Origin of the sequence: Micromonospora sp. AKA38, from assembly GCF_027925725.1 — a bacterium.
Lineage (GTDB): Bacteria > Actinomycetota > Actinomycetes > Mycobacteriales > Micromonosporaceae > Micromonospora.
Window position 1 is genome coordinate 744,108 of the sequence record NZ_BNEI01000002.1, and the last position, 18,077, is coordinate 762,184.

An 18,077-nucleotide genomic window follows, 5' to 3' on the forward strand; every position below is an offset into this window, starting at 1 on the left:
CGTGGTCAGAGCGCGTCGAGCCCGCGCTCGCCGGTACGCACCCGGACGACCTCCTCGACACCGGTCACCCAGACCTTGCCGTCGCCGATCTTGCCGGTCCGGGCGGCGCCGACGATGGCGTCCACGATCTTGTCGACGTCCATCTCGTCGGTGAGCACCTCGACCCGGATCTTGGGCAGGAACTCGACCGTGTACTCCGCACCCCGGTAGACCTCGGTGTGCCCCTTCTGCCGGCCGTAGCCCTGGACCTCGCTGACGGTCAGCCCGGCCACGCCGAGGGCGTGCAGGGCCTCCTTCACCGCGTCCAGCTGGTACGGCTTGATGACCGCGGTCACCAGCTTCATGTCCAATCCCTCCATCCCAGGAACGTTAACCGGCGACCTTCTCGCCGACCGGCGCGGCGGACGGGTCCGCCTCGGCGGTGGGCTCCGGGCTCGGCTTGCCGCCGCCGATCCCGGCCAGGGCGAACGCGCTGGTGCTGCTGCCCGTGGTGGGCGACAGGTCGTACGCGCTCTCCGCGTGCTCGGCGACGTCGATGCCGTCGACCTCGGCCTCGGCCGACACCCGGAAGCCGATCGTCTTCTGGATGGCGAAGGCGAGCAGCCAGGCCACCCCGCCCGACCAGACGGTGACGATCAGACCGGCCAGCGCCTGCCGGCCGAGCTGGGTGACGCCGCCGCCGTAGAACAGGCCGTCGGAGGCGCCGACCACGTCGCCGATCGCGCTGTTGACCGAGTTGGTGGCGAAGAACCCGAGCCAGAGCGAGCCGATCCAGCCGCCGACGAAGTGCACGCCGACCACGTCGAGCGAGTCGTCGTAGCCGAGCTTGTACTTCAGGCTGATGGCGAGCGCGCAGACCGCACCGGCGACGAGCCCGAGCAGGACCGCCGCCCAGGGGGCGATGAAACCGCAGGCCGGGGTGATCGCGACCAGGCCGGCGACCGCGCCGGAGGACGCGCCGACCATGGTCGGACGGCCGTCCTTGATCCGCTCGACCAGCAGCCAGCCGAGCACCGCCGCGGCGGTGGCGAGCTGGGTGTTGAGGAACGCCAGGCCGGCCACCGAGTCGACGGTCAGCTCGGAGCCGGCGTTGAAGCCGAACCAGCCGAACCAGAGCAGACCGGCGCCGAGCGCGACGAGCGGGATGTTGTGCGGCTTCATGCCCTCGCGGGGCCAGCCGACCCGCTTGCCGAGCACCAGCGCCACGCCGAGCGCCGCCGCGCCGGCGTTGATGTGCACCGCGGTGCCGCCGGCGAAGTCCAGCGCGTGCAGCTTGGCGCCGATGACGCCGCCGCCCCACACCCAGTGCGCGACCGGGAAGTAGACCAGGGTGGCCCAGCCGAACGCGAAGAGCAGCCAGCCGGAGAACTTGGCCCGGTCGGAGATCGCGCCGCTGATCAGCGCGACGGTGATCACCGCGAAGACCATCTGGAACGCCATGAACACGTAGAGCGGGATGCCGATGCCGCTGGGGTTCTCCGCCGTGGCGCCCCAGAGGTCGGTCTCGGCGAGGAACGTCTTGGTGCCGAGGTAGGCGCCCGGGTCACCCCAGAGCCCGTTGACGTCGCTGCCGAACGCGACGCTGAAACCGTAGAACCACCACAGAACAGAGATGAGCCCGATGGCCGAGAAGCTCATCATCATCATGTTGAGCACGCCCTTGGACCTGTTGAGGCCGCCGTAGAACAGCGCCAGGCCGGGGGTCATGAGCAGCACGAGAGCGGTCGAAACCAGCAGCCAAACGGTGTTGCCGCCGTCGATCGTCGGTGCTTCAGGCACGCTGGCCTCCTAAAGGTGAACTTCCTCCTTCGCGGCTTCCGGGGCAGCGTCGCCCGTACGCCGGTTGCGCGGAAGCTTGGTCGGCCGCTGTTTCCTGTACCGACACCGCTCGATTTCCGACGCGTGACGGGTTGTTTCCGGCGTGTGAAGAACGCCGATCTTGCTCAGCGCAGCGCGTACTCCAGGTGGTGCCGCTCGTAGTCGAGCAGGCGCAGGTCCCGCATCGGGCGGCGGAGATGGCCCTTGTGCACGATCCGGACGAACGCCGGCTCACCGGCGGCGGCCATCCGCCGGATGCCCTCGACGTGGTCGACGATGCGCTTGCGGATGGTGCGGATGAGCCGGTGCCGGTCGCGGGGGATCAACCCGTACGCGTCGGCGAACAGGCGCAGCCGGCGCGGCCGGTCGGGGCGCTTCCAGCCGAGCGTGATGGAGTCCCGGTCGGCGAAGATCGGCACCCAGGTCCAGGCCGCGTACGCCACGTCGTAGATGCGGGCGCCGGGCGACGCGAGGTCGAAGTCGATCAGCCCGAGCGTGCCGTCGGGACGCCAGATCACGTTGTGCGGCGCGGCGTCGTGGTGGCAGATGACCTCGGTGTCCGGCGGGGGCGGGCCGAACGAGCGCCAGACCGCGCCGGGCGGCGGGGTGAAACCGTACTGGGCGTCGTGGAACATCCGCAGCATGGTGGCCACCGTGACCAGCGCCTCGTCGGTCACCCAGTGCGGGGCCAGCGGGTACTCCCCGCACTCCCCCTCCAGGTACGACAGCACCTCCCGGTTGCGCTCGTCCATGCCGAGCGCGCGCGGCGCGCCGGTGAAGCCGACGTATTCCAGGTGGCGCAGCAGCGCGTGCACCGAGGGGGTCCAGGGGCCGGCGTTGCGCCGGACCGTGTCGCCCACGCGGACCACGGTGCTGACGTTCCCGCCGTGCAGCGGGATCTCCTGCGAAGTCACGTACGGTCTCCCGAGGCGCGGCGCGGGGTGGTGGGGGTCGCGCCACTCCGGGTAGGCGCGATCGTCGGTGGTCACGGCAGGGGTTACGCGTCCCGGCCGAGCGGCTCGGTGCCGAGCAGCGCGTCGACGAACTGCGCCGGGTCGAACGGGGCCAGGTCGTCCTTGCCCTCGCCGAGCCCGACCAGCTTGACCGGGATGCCGAGCTTGCGTTGCACGGCGATCACGATGCCGCCCTTGGCCGTCCCGTCGAGCTTGGTCAGCACCACGCCGGTGACGTTGACCGCCTCGGTGAAGACCCGGGCCTGCTCCAGGCCGTTCTGGCCGGTGGTGGCGTCCAGGATCAGCAGCGTCTCGTCGATCGGGCCGTGCTTCTCCACCACCCGCTTGACCTTGCCCAGCTCGTCCATCAGACCGATCTTGTTCTGGAGCCGGCCGGCGGTGTCGATGAGCACGGTGTCGACGCCCGTCTCGATGCCGCGCCGGACCGCGTCGAACGCGACGCTGGCCGGGTCGGCGGCCTCCGGGCCGCGGACCGTCTCCGCGCCCACCCGGCCGCCCCAGGTCTCCAACTGGTCGGCGGCGGCGGCCCGGAACGTGTCGGCCGCGCCGAGCAGCACGGTACGGCCGTCCGCGACCAGCACCCGGGCGATCTTGCCGCAGGTGGTGGTCTTGCCGGCGCCGTTCACGCCGACCACCAGCACCACCGCCGGCACGCCATCCTTCGGCGTGGTCCGCAGCGACCGGTCCAGGCCGGGGTCGAGCGCGTTGACCAGCTCGGTGGCGAGCAGCGTGCGCAGCTCGTCGCCGGTGCGGGTGCCGAGCACCCGGGTGCGCTCCCGCAGCCGGTCGACGATCTCCCGGGTGGAGTCCACGCCGACGTCGGCGGTGATCAGGCTGTCCTCGATCTCCTCCCAGGTGTCCTCGTCGAGCCGGTCGCGGCTGAGCAGGCCGAGCAGACCCTTGCCGAACGCGTTCTGCGAGCGGGACAGCCGGGAGCGCAGCCGGACCAGCCGGCCGGCGGTGGGCTCGGGGACCTCGATCGGGGGCGCCTCGACCGGCGGCGCCTCGACCACCACGCCGGTGGTCAGTTCCGCCTCGGGCGCCTCCACCGGCGGGCCGGCCAGGTCCTCCTCGGTGCGGGTGTCGACCTCCGTGCGCGGCAGCGGCGGCTCGGGGCGCCGGCGCAGCCGGGGCACCACGAGGCTCAGGCCGCCGATGATGAGCACGCCGAGCAGGGCGAGAGCGACGAGGAGGTATTCCTTCATGCCGAAATCCTGTCAGATGCCGGCGACGGCGTCCCACTCACCGCCTCGGCACGCGAACAACCTGCGGGTACGCTCGCGTTCGGAAGGCGTACCGCAACCGCCGGCCGGGTAGGAACGCCCATACGATCTTGTCGGAGGTAGACGCCGTGCCCGGTTCCCGCCTGCTCATCGGCCCACTGCTGCGCCGGGTCGTCGACACGCGGGCGACGGTCTGGGTGGAGACCAGCGCGCCCGCCGTGGTCACCGTCCGCACGGCCGACGGCGCCACCGGCAGCGCGCCCACCTTCTCCGCGTACGACCACCACTACGCGATCGTGGTGGTGACCGGCCTCACGCCGGACAGCACCACCGAATACCAGGTGCTGATCGACGACGAGGCGGCCTGGCCGCTGCCGGACAGCGCGTTCCCGCCCAGCGTGATCCGCACCCGCGCGGCCGACGACGCCGACCAGCCGGTGCGCCTGGTGTTCGGCTCCTGCCGGGAGACCACCCAGCACTCCACCGCGCGCAAGCTGCCGCCGGACGCGCTCGACGCGTACGCCCGGCGGGTGATGGCCGCGCCCGAGGAGAACACGCTGCCCGACCTGCTGGTGCTGCTCGGTGACCAGGTCTACGCGGACGAGACCTCGCCGACCGTGCGCAAGCTGCTGAAGCGGCGCCGGCGGCGGCCGAAGGACGCCCCGGCGACGCAGGTGGTCAGCTTCGACGAGTACACGAAGCTCTACCTGGAGTCCTGGCGGGATCCGGAGATCCGCTGGCTGCTCTCCACCGTGCCGAGCGTGATGATCTTCGACGACCACGAGGTCATCGACGACTGGAACACCTCGCAGTCCTGGCGGGCGGACATGCGCGAGGAGCCGTGGTGGGCCGAGCGGATCCGCAGCGGCCTCGCCTCCTACTGGGTCTATCAGCACCTGGGCAACCTGAGCCCGGACGAGATCGCCGCCGACCCGGTGTACGCCAAGGTGGTGGCCGCCGAGGACGCCACGAGCGTGCTGCACGAGTTCGGCGCGCGGGTGGACACCGAGGCCGACCTGGCGCACGACACCGAGCGCTGGCGGGCCGTGCAGTACCAGTGGAGTTACGCCCTGGACCTGGGGCGCACCCGCCTGGTGATGCTGGACAACCGCTCCAGCCGGGTGCTGCTGCCGGGCAGCCGGGCGATGCTGCCGCCGGGCGAGTGGTCGTGGTTCCTGGACCAGGCGCACGGCGCCTACGACCACCTGGTGGTGGGCACCTCGCTGCCGTGGCTGCTGCCGCCGGGCATCCACCACGTGGAGGCGTGGAACGAGCGCCTGGCCGATTCCGACCGGCCCTGGGTGGCGCGGCTGGCCGAGCAGATGCGCCGGGCCTGGGACCTGGAGCACTGGGCGGCGTTCCGGCGTTCGTTCGAGGCCCTCGGCGAGCTGTTCGCCCGGCTGGGCAGCGGCGCCGCGGCACGCACCGGCGCCCGGGTGGGCGCCGGTCCGGCGTACCCGCGGCCGGCGTCGATCAGCGTGCTCTCCGGCGACGTGCACCACTCGTACGTGGCCCGGGCCCGGTTCGCCGACCGCGGCGTGCAGACGCCGGTGCACCAGCTCACCTGCTCGCCGATCCACAACCAGGTGCCGGCCGCGATGCGGCCGCTGATGACGCTGGGCTGGAACCCGGGTCCGGCCGGGGCGACCCGGGCGCTGGCCCGGTCGGCCGGGGTGCGCCGGCCGCCGGTGCGGTGGCGCAAGCTCGCCGGGCCGTACTTCGGCAACGCGGTGGCCACGCTCACCCACCGGGGCCGGTCGGCCGCCGTGGTGATCGAGGGCACCACCAGTCAGGGCGAGTTGCGGCCGGTGGCGCGCCAGCAGCTCAGCGACGAGGGATGAGTACCCTCTGACCGTGGACGAGACGCTGCGGGCCGTGGAACACGAGTTGACCGCGCTGCTGCGCCGCGGCCGGGCGCTGTCCTGGGAGATCGCCCGCGAGGTTCACCCGAACCTGGAGCCGAACGCCTACGGGTTGTTGCTCTGGCTGCGCCGCTCCGGTCAGATCCGGCTCACCGACCTGGCCGTGAAGCTGGGCATCGGCAAGGGCACGCTGAGCCGGCAGATCGGCGGCCTGGAGACGCTGGGCCTGGTGCGTCGCGACCCGGACCCGACCGACCGGCGGGCCGCCCAGCTCAGCCTCACCGAGGAGGGCACCCGGCGGTTCGACGCGGCCCGGTCCGCCCGGCTCGGGCAGATCCGGCGGTCGCTGGAGAGCTGGCCGGCCGAGGACGTGGCGGCGTTCGCCCGGCTGATGCACCGCTTCAACGAGACGTTCTGACCTGCTCCGGCGGGGAATAGGAGACGCGCCACTCGCGGTTGTTGCTCAAGGCAACCAAACCGTACGGTTGCCCGAGGCACCCATTTCTCTCCCCCTTTCGGAGGCGACCCACGATGACCCAGGCGACCGTGTCCACCCGGGCCCCCGCCGTCGGCATGTCCCACCGGCAGATCCTGGAGGCGCTCTCCGGCCTGCTGCTGGGCATGTTCGTCGCGATCCTCTCCTCCACGGTCGTCTCGAACGCGCTGCCCCGGATCATCACCGACCTGCACGGCAGCCAGTCCGCGTACACCTGGGTGGTCACCTCGACGCTGCTGGCCACCACCGCGACCACCCCGATCTGGGGCAAGCTCGCGGATCTGACCAGCAAGAAGATCCTGGTGCAGCTCGCCCTGACGGTCTTCGTGCTGGGCTCGGTGCTGGCCGGGCAGGCCCAGACCACCGGCGAGCTGATCGCCTGCCGCGTGGTGCAGGGCGTCGGCGCGGGCGGGCTCACCGCGCTGGCCCAGGTGATCATGGCGACGATGATCGCTCCCCGCGAGCGCGGCCGGTACAGCGGTTACCTCGGCGCGGTGATGGCGGTCGGCACCATCGGCGGCCCGCTGATCGGCGGCGTGATCGTCGACACCGACTGGCTCGGCTGGCGCTGGTGCTTCTACGTCGGCGTGCCGTTCGCCGTGCTCGCGCTGATCGTGCTCCAGAAGACGCTGCACCTGCCCGTGGTGAAGCGGAAGGTCACCATCGACTGGTGGGGCGCCACGCTGATCACCGCCGCCGTCTCGCTGCTGCTGATCTGGATCACCCTGGCCGGCGACCGGTACGACTGGATCTCCTGGACCAGCGCGGCCATGGTGGCCGGCGCGGTGCTGCTCGGGGTGCTCGCGGTCCGGGTCGAGCAGCGCGCCACCGAGCCGATGATCCCGCCGCGGCTGTTCCGCAACCGCACCATCACGCTCGCCGTGGTGGCCAGCGTCGCGGTCGGCGTCGGCATGTTCGGCTCCTCGGTCTTCCTCGGCCAGTACTTCCAGATCAGCCGCGGCGAGAGCCCGACCATGGCCGGCCTGATGACGCTGCCGATGATCGGCGGCCTGCTGGTCGCCTCGACCGTGGTGGGCCGGATCATCACCAGCACCGGCCGCTGGAAGCGCTGGCTGGTGACCGGTTCGCTGCTGCTCACCGCCGGCTTCGCGCTGATGGGTGGCATGCGGGTGGACACGCCGTACTGGCGGCTCGCGATCTTCATGGCGCTGATCGGCCTGGGCCTCGGCATGACCATGCAGAACCTGGTGCTGGCCGTGCAGAACACCGTCGGCACGCACGAGCTGGGCGCGGCCAGCTCCGTGGTGGCGTTCTTCCGCAGCCTCGGCGGCGCGGTCGGCGTCAGCGCGCTCGGCGCGGTGCTCGGCCACCGGGTCACCGGCTACCTCGCCGACGGGCTCGCCCGGCTGGGTGTGCCGGCCTCCGGCTCGGGCGGTGGCGGCGCGCTGCCGGACGTGCACACGCTGCCCGCCCCGATCCGCGCCGTGGTCGAGTCCGCGTACGGGCACGGCGCCGGGGACATCTTCCTGGCCGCCGCCCCGTTCGGGCTGCTCGCCCTGCTCGCGGTGGTGCTGATCCGGGAGGTGCCGCTGCGCCGCACCAACGCCGACCCGGCCCCGACCGGGATCGAGCCGGAGGTGGCCCCGGCCGCCGCCCCGGTGGCCCGATGAACGCGCCGGAGCGTGAGCGGTACGGCCCGCAGGCCCGGCCGCTGCCCTACGAGCGGGGCACCGACGGGCCCCGGGTGGTGCTGGTCGGCGTGGACGGCAGCCGCACCTCGATGCGGGCCGCCTCGTACGCCGCCGGGCTGGCCCGCCGGCAGGGCGCCGGCCTGGTGGTGGTGTTCGTCAGCTCGCCGGCCCCGTACAGCGGCATCATGTCCGGGGTGGTGGCCGGCGCGGTGCAGCAGACCCACGACGAGCTGGCCGACGAGCTGCGCGCCGAGTGCCGGCGCGGGGCCGAGGAGCTGGCCCTGCCGGTGACGTTCCTGAGCCGGCGCGGCGACGCGTACGCCGAGCTGTGCCGGGCCGCCGACGAGCACCGGGCCGACCTGGTCGTGGTCGGCTCCTCCGAGCAGGCCGGGCACAAGCTGGTCGGCTCCGTCGCCACCCGGCTGGTGCGCGCCGGCCGCTGGCCGGTCGTCGTGGTGCCCTGAGGTGTAAGGAGGGGCCCCCGGTTAACGCCTCGCGTTGTACCCGGGCCCCCTCCTAACATCGCCGGGATGACAACCTGGACCGCACCCGAGATCGACCGCCGCCACGAGCCCTTCGTCGCCGACGAACGCGCCATGCTCCAGGGCTGGCTGGACAACCACCGCGACACCCTGCGCCTCAAGTGCGCCGGGCTGACCGCCGAGCAACTGCGCACCCGCAGCGTCGAGCCCTCCGGGCTGACCCTGCTCGGCCTGGTCCGGCACATGGCCGACGTGGAGCGCTGGTGGTTCCGGGTCCGCGCCGCCGGCAGGGAACTGCCCGACATGTACGACTACGACAAGGACCCGGACGCCGACCTCAACGACATCGCCGACGCCGACCCGGCCGAGGCGCTCGCCACGCTGGCCGCCGAGATCGAGGCGGCCGACCGGGCGGTGGCCGACCTGCCGCTGGAGCACACCTTCCCGCACCGCCGCCGCGACGGCGACGGGTTCCACGAGATCAGCCTCCGCTGGGTCTACGTGCACATGATCGAGGAGTACGCCCGGCACAACGGCCACGCCGACCTGATCCGGGAACGCATCGACGGCGTCACCGGGAGCTGATCCGCATCCCGGTTCAGTACGCCAGCGCGGCGCGCAGGTAGCGCAGGTCGGCCGGCCCGCTCCACCGGTGCGCGGAGAGGCCGGCGACCCGGGCGCCGGCCACCGCGCGGTCCTGGTCGTCGACGAAGAGCACCCGGCCCGGCGGCGTGTCCAGCGCCGCGCAGGCGGCCTGGAAGTACTCCTTCGCCGGTTTGTGCACACCGATCACCGAGGAGTTGACCACCACGTCCAGCTCGTCGGTCAGGTCCAACGCGGCCAGGTCGGCGTCGAGCAGGTCGGTGGCGTTGGTGCCCAACCCGACCCGGATGCCGGCCGCCCGCACCTCGCGGACGAACGCGAGCACGTCGGGATCCACCTCCCCGCGGTAGCGCTGCCACGCCTCGACCGCCGCGCGGGCCCGGGCCGGGTCGCCGACCGACGGGGTCAGCGCGTCCGCCACGCTCGCCATCCACGCGGCGTGGCTCATCCGGCCGGTGAGCACCGGTTGGAGCAGCCCCCAGGACATCGCGATCTCGCCGAGGACCCCCTCGGTGAGCCCGTACTCCCGCTCGACGCCGGCGGCCACCGCCGGGTCCCAGCGGCGCAGCACGCCGTCGAAATCCACCAGGAGCGCCGTGGCGCGTTCCCGACTCACTCGTCTGTCTCCTGCCCGTCGTCCTCGGCCCGGTTGAGCCGCTGGCTGATCACCTGGGTCACGCCGCTGCGCATCGTCACGCCGTAGAGCGCGTCGGCGATCTCCATGGTCCGCTTCTGGTGGGTGATGACGATCAGCTGGCTCTTCTCCCGCAACTGTGCCATCAGCGTGATCAGCCGGCCCAGGTTGACGTCGTCGAGCGCCGCCTCCACCTCGTCCATGATGTAGAACGGGCTGGGCCGGGCGCGGAAGATCGCCACCAGCATGGCCACCGCGGTCAGCGACCGCTCGCCGCCGGAGAGCAGCGACAGCCGCTTGATCTTCTTGCCCGGCGGTCGGGCCTCGACCTCGACGCCGGTGGTGAGCAGGTCCTCCGGGTCGGTGAGCACCAGCCGGCCCTCGCCGCCGGGGAAGAGCACGGTGAAGACCTGCTCGAACTCCCGGGCGGTGTCCTCGAACGCGCTGGCGAAGACCTCCAGGATCCGGTCGTCCACGTCCTTGACCACGGTGAGCAGGTCCCGCCGGGTGGCCTTGAGGTCCTCCAGCTGCTCGGAGAGGAACTTGAAGCGCTCCTCCAGCGCGGCGAACTCCTCCAACGCGAGCGGGTTCACCTTGCCGAGCAGGGCCAGTTCCCGTTCCGCCTTGGCGGCCCGCTTCTCCTGCGCCGGCCGCTCGTAGCGGACCGGCTCGGGCACCGGCCGGCCGTCCTTCTCGGCCTGCGCGACGTCCGCGTCGGTCGGTGGCACGAGCTGCGCCGGGCCGTACTCGGCGACCAGGGTGGGCACGTCCAGACCGAAGTCCTCGGCGGCCTTCACCTCCAACTGCTCGATGCGCATCCGCTGCTCGGCGCGGGCCACCTCGTCCCGGTGCACCTGGCTGGTGAGCCGCTCCAGCTCGGCGGCGAGGCGCTTGGCCGCGCCGCGTACCTCGGACAGCTCGGCCTCGCGGGCGGCGCGCTCGCGGGCGACGGCGTCCCGGTGCTCCTCGGCCCGGGCGAGCGAGACGGTGAGCCGGGTGAGCGCCTCGCGGGCGCCGCCGACCACGGCGCGGGCGATCTCCGCGCCGCGGGTGCGGGCCGCGCGGCGGGCCGCCGCGCGCTCCCGCGCGGCGCGTTCGGCGGTCGCCTGCCGGGCCAGCGAGTCGGCCCGACCGGCGATCGAGGAGACCCGCTCCTCGGCGGTACGCACCGCGAGCCGGACCTCCATCTCGTTCTGCCGGGCCGGCGGCACCATGGCGGCGAGCTGGTCGCGTTCCTCGGTCGACGGTTCGGCGTCGATCGGGGTGACCTCGGCCAGCCGCAGCCGCTCCGCCAGCTCGGCCAGGGCCGTCAGGTCCCGCTCCCGGGCCGCCTCGGCGCGGGCCCGGGAGTCGCCGAGCCGGTCCGTCTCCGCCTTGGCCGACCGGGCGGCCGCGCCCAGCTCGGCGAGGCGGCGGGCGGCGGCGTTGCGGTGGCTCTCCGCCTCCCGCTTCGCGGCGGCGGCGTGCTGCACGGCCTCCTTCGCGGCGGTCACCTCGGCCCGCGCCTCGACCAGTTGTTCCCGCAGCTCGGCCGCGGTGTGCTCGGCGGTGGCCCGGTTGGTGCGGGCCTCCTCGACCGCGGCCTGCACCTCGATGAAGCTGGGCGCCTTGGCCGAGCCGCCGGCCGCCGCGTACGCCCCGACCACGTCGCCGTCCGGGGTGACCGCGCGCAGCTCCGGGTTCGCGGCGACCAGCTCGGCGGCGGCGGCCAGGTCGTCGACGAGCGCCACGTCCCGCAGCGCCCGGTGCACGGCCGGGCGGATCCCGGCCGCGCACTCCACCAGGTCGGGCGCCCAGCGGGCGCCCTCGGGCAGCTTCGGGCGCAGCGCGTCCGCCGAGCCGTCCATGCCGGGCCCGGCGGGGCTGCCGACCAGCAGCCCGGCCCGGCCGGCGTCGGAGATCTTGAGCAGCCGCATCGCCTCGACGGCCTCGTCCACGCCGGTGACCGCGACCGCGTCGGCGAGCCCACCCAGCGCGGCGGCGAGCGCCGCCTCGTCGCCGGGGGCCACGGTGAGCAGCCCGGCGAGGCTGCCGAGCAGGCCGGGCACCTGGTCGGCGCGGGCCAGCAGCGCCCCGGCGCCGTCCTTGCGGCGTAGGCCGAGCGCGAGCGCCTCCTCGCGGGCCTTCCAGGTGGCGGCGTCCTTCTCGGCGGCCCGCTCGGCGTCGACGAGACCGCGCACGGTCGCCTGGGCCCGCTCGTGCGCGGCCACCGCCTCGGCGTGCCGGGCGTCCAGGTCGGCGTTGTCCCGGTCCGCCTCGGTGGACTGCTCGGCGACCGCGTCCAGGTCGGCCTGCGCCTTCTCGGCACGGCCCAGCGCGTCGGCGTGCGCGGCGGCGAGTCGTTCGATCTCCTCGCCGGCGCTCGTGGTCCGCGCCCGGGCGGAGTTCACCTGGCCGGTCAGCCGGGCCAGCCCCTCGCGCCGGTCGGCGATGGCCTTGGCGGCGGCCACCAGCTCCCGTTCGGCGGCGGCGAGCTGCCGTTCCAACTCCTGCCGGTGCTCGACCGCCTCGGCGAGCCGGATCTGGTCGTCGGTGAGCGCGGCGCGCAGTTCCTCCTCCTGCTCGCGGACCCGCCGCGACTCCGCCTCGAGCTGCTCCGGGTCGCGGCCGGGCCGCTCGTCGTCGCCGGTGGCGCTGAGGTGCCGCAGGCGCTCCCGGGCGAGCTGTTCGATGGACCGGAACCGCTCCTGCAACGCGGAGAGCTTGTACCAGGTGTCCTGGGCAGCCGCCAGCAGCGGGGCGTCCTCGGCCAGGGCCGCCTCCAGCTCACCGAGGCGGCCCTGCACCTCGCCGTGCTCGCCCTCGATCTGCTCGCGCCGCTCGCGCAGCGCGGTCTCGTCGGCGATCTCCTTGTCCAGCGTGGTCCGCAGCGTGTGCAGGTCGTCGGCGAGCAGCCGGAGCCGGGCGTCGCGCAGGTTGGCCTGGATGGCAGCGGCCCGCCGGGCCACCTCGGCCTGCCGGCCCAGCGGCTTGAGCTGGCGGCGCAGCTCGGCGGTGAGGTCGGTGAGCCGGTTGAGGTTCACCTGCATCGCGTCGAGCTTCCGCAGCGCCTTCTCCTTGCGCTTGCGGTGCTTGAGGACGCCGGCCGCCTCCTCGATGAACGACCGCCGGTCCTCCGGCTTGGCGTGCAGCATGCCGTCGAGCCGGCCCTGCCCGACGATGATGTGCATCTCCCGGCCGATGCCCGAGTCGGAGAGCAGCTCCTGGATGTCGAGCAGGCGGCAGGAGTCGCCGTTGATCTCGTACTCGCTCTCGCCGGAGCGGAACATCCGGCGGGTGATGGAGACCTCGGTGTACTCGATCGGCAGCGCGCCGTCGGTGTTGTCGATGGTGAGGGTGACCTCGGCCCGGCCCAGCGGGGCCCGTCCGGCGGTGCCGGCGAAGATGACGTCCTCCATCTTGCCGCCGCGCAGCGCCTTGGCGCCCTGCTCGCCGAGCACCCAGGCGATGGCGTCGACGACGTTGGACTTGCCGGAGCCGTTCGGACCGACCACGCAGGTGATCCCGGGCTCCAGCTTCAACGTCGTGGCGGAGGCGAAGGACTTGAAGCCCTTCACCGTCAGGCTCTTGAGATGCACCTTCTCGATCCTCGTCCGGTGGCCGCCGTACCGTCGCCGGAGCCGCGGACCTGGTGAACCCGCAGACTAACCCGCGACCGGGACGCCGCCGGCACGCGACCCACCCGGTTTCCGCCGGCGCAATTCCGGAACGCCTCGCAAGATCGATAATTGCGGAAAGGGTACGCACATGGCTGCGCGCCGGCACTGAAGTGTGTCGGCGCGCTTTTCGGTGTGGTGCGATTCAGTTTTCCGGCGACTGGAACTCAGGTCAGCGCGGGCTCGGCGAGACGGAGGAGGTCGTCGGCCTCCGCTGCCGCCGCCGCGAGCCGATCGTTCTCGGCGCGCAGACGCGTGATCTCGAATTCCAGTGCCTGAACCCTGGCACGCAGTCGGGTGACCTCGTCGAGCAGACGCCGGTCGGACGCTGCACCTACGTGGCCGTAGAGGGCCTTCGCCATGCTGAACTCCTCGATATGCGCTGCCGGAAAGGCCGGCCAACGCGCGCCCATGATGTTCGCGGCTGCCATTCCCGCTGTGTATCGGGACATGGCTGGGCGCGACTGGCGACACCTATATATTGAGCCGAACCCCCCTCCTTCGTCAAGTTGCCGCAGGCCGTAGATCATCTCCACGTCGGCCGGGCCACTCACCGGGGGGCTGCCACAAAGGGCGCGGACACGCTCTGTCCGGACGCCTTCACTGTACGCCCGGGTGTCCGGGAACACCTCCCCCTTCCCGCCCGGTTCGCCTTAACTCTTTCTTAGCCACGTTGCCGCTGCTCGGACCGCGCCCGTAGCGTCACCCCGGCCCGCAACCGACCCGTGGAGGCGACAGGCGTGTACCGCTGGACCGACCCGATCGACCCGGACGACGCCGCCCGGCGCCCGGAGCCGCCGACCGACCAGGGTCCGGCGTGGCTCACCGACCGGCCCGAGCCGCGGTCGTCGTACCTCTTCGGGGACGAGTCCGGGCAGCCGCCCGCCGGCCACCTGCCGCCCACCCTCGACGCCGGCCGCTACGGCGACACCACCCGGCCCGGCCATGGCCCGGCCGACGCCACCGAGGCGCACCCGGGCTGGGGCCACCCCTCCGAGCCGGGGTACGGCTCGCCCGCCGGCTACGGCCACGGCGACCAGCCGGGGTACGGCCCGGCCGCCGCGCCCGGCTACGACCGGACCGCCGGCTACGACCAGGCAGGCTACGACCAGTCCCGCTACGACCAGCCCGGTTACGACCAGCCGGGCTACGGGCCCGCCGCCGTGCCCGGCCACGACCGGCCCGGCCACGCCCAGGCGCAGCCGGCGTACGACCCGCGGGCGCCGTACGCGCCGGGCGACAGCTACCCGGCGGGCCGGGACCGCTGGAACGGCGAGGAGCCGGCCGGCGGGTGGGAGCAGCCCACCGCCGCCTGGCAGCCGGTGACCGACACCCCGGCCGACGACGACCGGCACCGGCCGAAGCGGCGACTGTCCCGTCCGTTCGTGATCGGTGGCGCCGCCGCCGCGGCCACCCTCGTGGTGAGCCTGGGCGTGGGCGCGGTGCTGCTGCCCGGCGACGACGGGCCGGCCGAGCGGGCCGCCGTGGACGCGCCGGTGGCCGCCGCCCCGTCGCCGACCGGGGAGTCCGACGCCACGCCCGCCGCGGACGCGTCCGCCTCCGGCTCGGCGTCCGCCAGCCCGTCCACCGCGCCGACCACCGCCAAGCCGAGCCCGACGAGGAAGGTCACGCCGAAGCCGAGCCGGACCACCGCCCCGTCGCGCCAGCAGCAGCGCAGCAGCGCGCCGAGCGGCACCACCGCCCGGACCACCTCCTCGGGCGGGCTCAGCGCCGAGTTGCAGCAGGTCGTCGACCTGGTCAACCAGGAGCGGGCCAAGGCCGGCTGCAAGGCGCTCGGCGTCGACAGCAAGCTGACGCTCGCCGCCCAGCGGCACAGCCAGGACCAGGCCGACCACAAGACCATGACGCACGACGGCAGCGACGGCAGCGACGTCGGGCAGCGGCTCGACCGGGTCGGCTACGCCTGGCGGGCGTACGGCGAGAACGTCGCCTGGAACCAACAGAGCCCGGCTGCGGTCATGGACGCCTGGATGAACTCCCCCGGCCACCGGGCCAACATCCTGAACTGCTCGTTCACCGAGATCGGGGTGGGCGTGGCACGCAGCAACGGGCCGTACTGGACGCAGGACTTCGGCACCCCGCGCTGACCGGCGCGTCGTGACCGGGCCGGCGCTCGTTGACCGGTCGGGGGCGGCGTCGGGCCGCCCGCGTCCGGGGAGCTGTCGATGCGGATCCGGCCGGCGTACGCCGTGCCGCGCTCCCGGCCGGTCCGCGTCCGCCGACGGGGACCGCGCCGGGGCGTGGCGCTGGCGTTGACCGCGCTGCTGCTCGCCCCGCTCCCGGGCTGCCGGGACCAGCTCGCCCCGCCGCCCGGCGCCCCCACCTCGTGGCCGGCCGCGCTGGCCCGTCGCTGGGCGTGGCAGTGGCAGCTCACCGGCCCGGTCGACGTCTCGGTCGCGGCGGACGTCTTCCTCCTCGACCCGGTCGCCACCACCTCGACCGAGACCGCCGCGCTGCGGGCCAAAGGGCGCCGGCTGGTCTGTCAGGTCCGGGTCGGCACGTACGCGACAGGCGACCCGGACGCCACCCGCTTCCCGGCCGCGGTGCGCGGCGCGGCGGTGCCCGGTCGGCCCGGTAGCCGGTTCCTGGACGTCCGGCGCTGGGACTCGCTGGAGCCGGTGCTGGCCGACCGGTTCCGGCTCTGCCGGGGCAAGGGCTTCGGCGCGGTGGCGCTGTCCGACGTGGACGGCTTCCGGCACCGCTCCGGTTTCCCGCTCGGCTTCGACGAGCAGGTGCTGTTCAACCGTCGGCTGGCCGGGCTGGCCCGACGGTTCGACCTCTCCCCCGGTCTGGTCGACGACGTGACGCAGGTGGCCGCGCTGGCGCCCGACTTCGACTTCGCGGTCAACCAGGAGTGCGTCCGCCGGCGCGAGTGCGCGAAGCTGCTGCCGTTCGTCGACGCGCACAAGCCGGTCTTCCACGTCGAGTACGTCGGCGAGCCGGCCACGTTCTGCGTCACCTCGGTCGGCTACGGCTTCACGTCGATCCGCAAGGAACGCGCGCTCGACGCCTGGCGGGCGCCCTGCCCGCTGCCGTGAACGCGGCACCGCCCCCGCCCGTCGTGGGCGGGGGCGGTGGGCGTGGTCGGGGTCAGCCGGCGCTCGCGCCGGTGGTCGAGGTGGGGCTGCCGGCGTCGCGCTGCGACGGCACGCCGGCGGGTTCGGCGCTGAGCGGGGTGGCCAGGTCCTCCAGGGACTTGCCTTCCGCCTTGACGCCGAGCGCCAGCTCCACCAGACCACCGATGATCATGATGGTGGCGCCGATGACGAACGCGATCACGGTGTCGCCGACCTGGCCGCTGCCGACCAGCTTGGCGAAGAGCAGCGGGCCGGTGATGCCACCGGCGGCGGTGCCGATCGCGTAGAAGAACGCGATCGCCATGGCCCGGGTCTCCATCGGGAAGATCTCGCTGACCGTCAGGTACGCCGCGCTGGCCCCCGCCGAGGCGAAGAAGAGCACCACGCACCAGCAGGCGGTCATGGTCACCGCGCTGAGCACGCCGGAGTGGAACAGCCAGGCGGTGCCGAGCAGCAGCACGCCCGAGCCGATGTACGAGCCGGCGATCATCGGCACCCGGCCGACCGTGTCGAACAGCTTGCCGAGCAGCAGCGGGCCGAGCAGGTTGCCGACCGCGATCACCGCGAAGTAGTAGCCGCTGTTGCCGGGCGGGACGTCGAAGAAGGTCTCCAGGATCTGGGCGAAACCGAACGTGATCGCGTTGTAGAGGAACGCCTGCCCGATGAAGAGCGAGAAGCCCAGCGTGGCGCGCTTCGGGTAGCGACGGAACAACGTCTTCGCGATCTCCAGGAAGTTCGTGCTCTTCCGCTGCCGGATCTCGATGTAGTTGTCGGCCTCGGCGAGGTCCTTGCCGGTCTCCCGTTCCACCTCGGCCTCGACCGAGTCGACGAGGTGGTTCGCCTCGTCCGCCCGGCCGTGGATGAACAACCAGCGTGGGCTCTCCGGCACGTGCCGGCGGACCAGCAGGATCACCACGCCGAGCACCGCGCCCATGCCGAACGCCACCCGCCAGCCGAGGTTGGTCGGCAGGCCGTTGAGCAGCGGTACGGTCAGCAGCGCGCCGACCGCCGCGCCGAGCCAGAACGTGCCGTTGATGATGATGTCGATCCGCCCGCGGTGGCGGGCCGGGATCAGCTCGTCGATGGCGGAGTTGATGGCCGCGTACTCACCGCCGATGCCCATGCCGGTGAGGAACCGGAACAGGAAGAACCACCAGGTGTCGAACGAGAGCGCGGTGAGCGCGGTGGCCACCAGGTAGAGCCCCAGCGTCAGCAGGAACAGCTTCTTGCGGCCGAACCGGTCGGTGAGCCAGCCGAAGAAGAGCGCGCCGGTGCACGCGCCGGCCACGTAGAGCGCGGCGGCCAGGCCGGTGACCTGGCTCTGGGTGATGTCCAGACCGCTGCCCGGCTCGGCCAGCTTCCCGGACAGGTTGCCGACGATGGTCACCTCGAGACCGTCGAGGATCCACACCGTCCCGAGACCGATCACGATCATCCAGTGCCAGCGGGACCACGGCAGCCGGTCGAGGCGGGCCGGGACGTTGGTCCGTACGGTGCCGGTCGACACGTCGGTGCTCATGACGCCCGCCGGAGGGATTCGGGAGCCGGGGCGGAAGTAAGCGCCTCCGGCGAGAGCTGT

General features: G+C 73.2%; 15 protein-coding genes. 7 read left to right on the forward strand and 8 right to left on the reverse strand.

Features of this window, described 5'->3' with window-relative positions; all coding sequences use genetic code 11:
* Nucleotides 1-5: 5 nt before the first annotated feature.
* The 4 genes from TPA0908_RS06895 to ftsY all read right to left on the reverse strand — a co-directional run bounded on the left by TPA0908_RS06895 (nucleotide 6) and on the right by ftsY (nucleotide 3,997).
* The gene (locus tag TPA0908_RS06895) at nucleotides 6-344 is read right to left on the reverse strand and encodes a P-II family nitrogen regulator (protein ID WP_013284578.1); all 339 of its coding nucleotides are present in this window, start codon (nucleotides 342-344) and stop codon (nucleotides 6-8) included.
* 25 nt (nucleotides 345-369) lie between these two features.
* Nucleotides 370-1,779, reverse strand: a complete 1,410-nt coding sequence (locus tag TPA0908_RS06900) for an ammonium transporter (protein ID WP_281935715.1) — start codon at nucleotides 1,777-1,779, stop codon at nucleotides 370-372.
* A gap of 164 nt (nucleotides 1,780-1,943) precedes the next feature.
* Complete coding sequence (locus TPA0908_RS06905) at nucleotides 1,944-2,807, reverse strand: aminoglycoside phosphotransferase family protein (RefSeq protein WP_281935717.1); 864 nt, start codon at nucleotides 2,805-2,807, stop codon at nucleotides 1,944-1,946.
* Between the two features lie 8 nt (nucleotides 2,808-2,815).
* On the reverse strand, nucleotides 2,816-3,997 hold the full coding sequence (gene ftsY, locus TPA0908_RS06910; protein ID WP_281935719.1) for a signal recognition particle-docking protein FtsY: 1,182 nt from the start codon (nucleotides 3,995-3,997) through the stop codon (nucleotides 2,816-2,818).
* Between the two features lie 146 nt (nucleotides 3,998-4,143).
* On the opposite strand from ftsY, the gene TPA0908_RS06915 reads away from it, so the two are divergent.
* The 5 genes from TPA0908_RS06915 to TPA0908_RS06935 all read left to right on the forward strand — a co-directional run bounded on the left by TPA0908_RS06915 (nucleotide 4,144) and on the right by TPA0908_RS06935 (nucleotide 9,092).
* Nucleotides 4,144-5,856, forward strand: a complete 1,713-nt coding sequence (locus TPA0908_RS06915) for an alkaline phosphatase D family protein (protein ID WP_281935721.1) — start codon at nucleotides 4,144-4,146, stop codon at nucleotides 5,854-5,856.
* A 13-nt stretch (nucleotides 5,857-5,869) separates the two neighbouring features.
* Complete coding sequence (locus TPA0908_RS06920; RefSeq protein ID WP_281935723.1) at nucleotides 5,870-6,295, forward strand: MarR family winged helix-turn-helix transcriptional regulator; 426 nt, start codon at nucleotides 5,870-5,872, stop codon at nucleotides 6,293-6,295.
* Between the two features lie 113 nt (nucleotides 6,296-6,408).
* Nucleotides 6,409-8,004, forward strand: coding sequence for an MDR family MFS transporter (locus tag TPA0908_RS06925; RefSeq protein ID WP_281935725.1), 1,596 nt, complete (start codon nucleotides 6,409-6,411; stop codon nucleotides 8,002-8,004).
* On the forward strand, nucleotides 8,001-8,489 hold the full coding sequence (locus tag TPA0908_RS06930) for a universal stress protein (protein ID WP_281935726.1): 489 nt from the start codon (nucleotides 8,001-8,003) through the stop codon (nucleotides 8,487-8,489). The genes TPA0908_RS06925 and TPA0908_RS06930 overlap by 4 nt, the downstream gene beginning before the upstream one ends.
* 66 nt (nucleotides 8,490-8,555) lie before the next feature.
* Nucleotides 8,556-9,092, forward strand: a complete 537-nt coding sequence (locus TPA0908_RS06935) for a DinB family protein (RefSeq protein ID WP_281935728.1) — start codon at nucleotides 8,556-8,558, stop codon at nucleotides 9,090-9,092.
* 13 nt (nucleotides 9,093-9,105) lie between these two features.
* Here the strand turns inward: TPA0908_RS06935 and TPA0908_RS06940 are convergent, their stop codons facing one another.
* From TPA0908_RS06940 to TPA0908_RS06950, 3 genes are all read right to left on the reverse strand, one after another.
* A complete protein-coding gene (locus TPA0908_RS06940) occupies nucleotides 9,106-9,726 on the reverse strand; it encodes an HAD-IA family hydrolase (protein ID WP_281935730.1) in 621 nt (206 codons plus the stop codon).
* Nucleotides 9,723-13,322 (reverse strand): chromosome segregation protein SMC, encoded by a 3,600-nt coding sequence (smc, locus tag TPA0908_RS06945; protein WP_281935732.1) that lies wholly within the window; start codon nucleotides 13,320-13,322, stop codon nucleotides 9,723-9,725. The genes TPA0908_RS06940 and smc overlap by 4 nt, the downstream gene beginning before the upstream one ends.
* A gap of 245 nt (nucleotides 13,323-13,567) precedes the next feature.
* Nucleotides 13,568-13,762, reverse strand: a complete 195-nt coding sequence (locus TPA0908_RS06950; protein ID WP_107156252.1) for a hypothetical protein — start codon at nucleotides 13,760-13,762, stop codon at nucleotides 13,568-13,570.
* 378 nt (nucleotides 13,763-14,140) lie between these two features.
* Here TPA0908_RS06950 and TPA0908_RS06955 point away from each other — a divergent pair, with 378 nt between their 5' ends.
* Nucleotides 14,141-15,508, forward strand: a complete 1,368-nt coding sequence (locus tag TPA0908_RS06955) for a CAP domain-containing protein (RefSeq protein WP_281935735.1) — start codon at nucleotides 14,141-14,143, stop codon at nucleotides 15,506-15,508.
* A 78-nt stretch (nucleotides 15,509-15,586) separates the two neighbouring features.
* Nucleotides 15,587-16,459, forward strand: coding sequence for an endo alpha-1,4 polygalactosaminidase (locus tag TPA0908_RS06960; RefSeq protein WP_281935737.1), 873 nt, complete (start codon nucleotides 15,587-15,589; stop codon nucleotides 16,457-16,459).
* A 52-nt stretch (nucleotides 16,460-16,511) separates the two neighbouring features.
* Here the strand turns inward: TPA0908_RS06960 and TPA0908_RS06965 are convergent, their stop codons facing one another.
* Complete coding sequence (locus TPA0908_RS06965) at nucleotides 16,512-18,017, reverse strand: MFS transporter (RefSeq protein WP_281935739.1); 1,506 nt, start codon at nucleotides 18,015-18,017, stop codon at nucleotides 16,512-16,514.
* Nucleotides 18,018-18,077: the final 60 nt, after the last annotated feature.